This is a genomic window from Alphaproteobacteria bacterium (assembly GCA_015231795.1).
Lineage (GTDB): Bacteria > Pseudomonadota > Alphaproteobacteria > Rhodospirillales > WMHbin7 > WMHbin7.
Genome location: JADGAX010000022.1, coordinates 1 through 2,500 on the forward strand (window position 1 = coordinate 1; position 2,500 = coordinate 2,500).

General features: G+C 55.2%; 4 protein-coding genes. 3 read left to right on the forward strand and 1 reads right to left on the reverse strand.

Annotated features, from left to right (window positions below; all coding sequences use genetic code 11):
• The 3 genes from HQL44_17810 to HQL44_17820 form a co-directional block, all read left to right on the forward strand.
• Positions 1-381: MobA/MobL family protein (locus HQL44_17810; GenBank protein ID MBF0270436.1), on the forward strand; the 381-nt coding region annotated here is incomplete at its 5' end.
• A gap of 10 nt (positions 382-391) precedes the next feature.
• Complete coding sequence (locus HQL44_17815) at positions 392-763, forward strand: hypothetical protein (protein MBF0270437.1); 372 nt, start codon at positions 392-394, stop codon at positions 761-763.
• Positions 764-765: 2 nt separating this feature from the next.
• Positions 766-1,326 carry a hypothetical protein gene (locus tag HQL44_17820; protein ID MBF0270438.1) on the forward strand — a complete coding sequence of 187 codons (561 nt, stop codon included), beginning with the start codon at positions 766-768 and terminating at the stop codon, positions 1,324-1,326.
• On the opposite strand, the gene HQL44_17825 is transcribed toward HQL44_17820, so the two are convergent.
• On the reverse strand, positions 1,295-2,425 hold the full coding sequence (locus HQL44_17825) for a site-specific integrase (protein ID MBF0270439.1): 1,131 nt from the start codon (positions 2,423-2,425) through the stop codon (positions 1,295-1,297). The two genes, HQL44_17820 and HQL44_17825, sit on opposite strands and share 32 nt — an antisense overlap.
• Between the last annotated feature and the right edge of the window lie 75 nt (positions 2,426-2,500).

Consider the following 2,500-nt stretch of genomic DNA (forward strand, 5'->3'; position numbering starts at 1 on the left):
CCGGAAGTGTTCAGGAACCGAAGCGTTCTTTGGAATGCGGCCGAGACGGCAGAGCATTGGCCCGATGGGTTGCTGGCGCGGGAATTAGTCATCGATCTCCCCGGTGAATATTCACCCTCTAAATGGTGGGGCGTGATCCGCTGCTATGCCTACGCCTATCTCGTAAAACGCGGAATGATCGTCGATTTCTCAATTCATCTGCCGGAACTGGCGGGCAAACACTCATCGCCGCACGCCCATCTGCTGATGACGGTACGCAAGGCCGCCCCTTCGGGATTCACCAGCATCGAAAACAGCTGGCGGGACGCTCTGCACGATCCCGCCCTGAAAGAGGCCTGGAGCAAGGCCTTCGCCCACGCCCGCTATTCTGACAACAACTAGGAGACGACACATGACGGACAACAGCAAGAACGACAACGAGACTCAAGTTCTCGCCACCTTTGACTACAACAACGACCTCATGATCGATGCCCTTCGCAACTTTTTGCTAACCTTGCATGAGGGGGGCATCGAGGCCGAGGGCAAGCAGGTTAAATACACGCTGGCTGGATATATCGTCGAAGCTCTGGCGGTTACGATTGCCACCTCCACCGAGGTCGGCGATGGCGAGGATGAGGCATATATATTTGCCGCTCATACCGCCAAGCGCATCGTCGAGCGCTTGCACCAGAAATGGTATTACGATCTCAAGGAGGAAGCGAAGACCAAATGCAAGGAGGCGGAGGTCGAACTGGCGGACCTCAAGCCGCAGGGCAGGGCCTAACGATGGCGCTGGTCTTCCTCAGCATCACGTCCTCCTCATATGAAGCGAACGCCCATCCGATCGAGGTCGGATGGGCGGCGCTGAATTGTGGAAAGGTTCACTCGCACATGATTGCGCCAGACGAGACTTGGACAAGCTATTCTCGTTCCGTGCGGAGCAAGCCTTGGCCAGATCAAGGCATTCCGCATGAACTCCTTGTCTGCGAGGGCAAGACGCCAAGTTTTATCTGCCTGCTGTTGAATTATGTTTTGGACGGGGATCGGGTTATCTCCGACTGCCCGGCGATCGATCAGAAACTGCTCGACCGGCTTTATCGTTCCGCCGGGCTTAGGCAGGATTTTGAACTTGACGACGCGATCAAGGCTGTCGAACGGCACCTTGATTATCTCGGACACGACTCACTGCATTTTTGGCGATGTTTTGCCACAGCGACCCAAGGCAACCCTTCCCGCTACCGCGCAGGCGACAATGCCAGATGGTGGCGAGCGTTTTGGCGAAGTCTTGCCATCCCGCAAGACTCGCCCGATTTCCTTATGACGGCCAGTCCCGTCTTGGATGGTTGATCATGAACCCCGGAAAGTCGATTTCTCTGATGGCGGCACTTTCTGTCTCCAGCAGGCCTGATGATCCGTACCGTCCCTGAACGCTATCATTGGCGTGCCCCATCACCTTGTCTTGGGTTTTCTCGGCAATCCCGGCAGCGAGGAGTGCATCCTTGTAGGTGTGCCGAAAACTATGAAACGAAATCTTGCCTCTTTTGATTCCAAGGTCACGCAACAGTCTGGAAAACCATTTGCTCATTGGGGATGAATAGAAGCCATCCCCGCCCTTTTGCCAGTCTGGAAATAGCCTAGTCTTGCCTTGTTTGCGAAGCGAAGCCACATAGTCAAGGAAGCCCAGCTCTTCCAGAGCTGGATGAACGGGAATGTCCCGCTTGGCGGCTTGTGTTTTCAGCTTCTTGTCGGGCTCTGTTTCGCCCGTTTCTTCGGTAATCCTGAAGTGCCAGCAATTGTTATGCTGAACGATGTCGGCCAGTTCGAGTTGCCCGATTTCATTCAGCCGGGCTCCGGTGAACAGTCCGATCAGCGGCGCCCAGTAGTGGTGATCCGCGACAAGATGCGCTCCCGGCTTCGAGACAATTCCGTCAGAGCGGCACCCCATATAGAGCGGTGACGTGAAGAGTTTTTGCAATTCATCCACTGTAAACGGGTCGCGCTGTTCCGATGCCTTGACCCTCTTTCCGTCTTTTACGCTGACTTTCGTGGCTGGATTGTTGGCGATTAGGTTGTTGGCCTCGGCCCAGCCGAAGAAGGTTCTGAGGTTCGAGAGATATTTCACATTGATCGTGTGCGCTGTCAGCGTCGGCTTCTTGGCTTGATTGTTCAGCCTGATGGCCCGTATGGCATCATCTGTCTTGAAGACGATGCGATAGTTCCTGGGAAGCAGGAGAAGCGTGTCCTTGAAGGCGACAATATCGTTCTTGTCGATTTCGCCAATCGGCTTGGATTTGAGAATCTGGTCTAGAAGCGTCAAGGTTGCCGTATAATCATCCTTGGTTTTCGTCGCCAGATCACGTCGTTCTTTGAGGAAGCGGTCGATCAACTGGGTGACCGGTTTGCGGGATTCGGGGGCGAGCCCGTTGCTCGCGGGCTGTTGCGCCATGGTCCTGGCTTCGCCCTGGCCGTTGGAAACCAGTGCTCCAACCCGGATCAGTGGGTCGCTTGGGATATCCCTGAA

Coding starts and splice junctions, on each gene's coding strand:
- HQL44_17815 (MBF0270437.1), top strand. CDS start 392: ATGACGGACAACAGCAAGAACGACAACGAGACTCAAGTTCTCGCCACC.
- HQL44_17825 (MBF0270439.1), bottom strand. CDS start 2,425: ATGGCGCAACAGCCCGCGAGCAACGGGCTCGCCCCCGAATCCCGCAAA.
- HQL44_17820 (MBF0270438.1), top strand. CDS start 766: ATGGCGCTGGTCTTCCTCAGCATCACGTCCTCCTCATATGAAGCGAAC.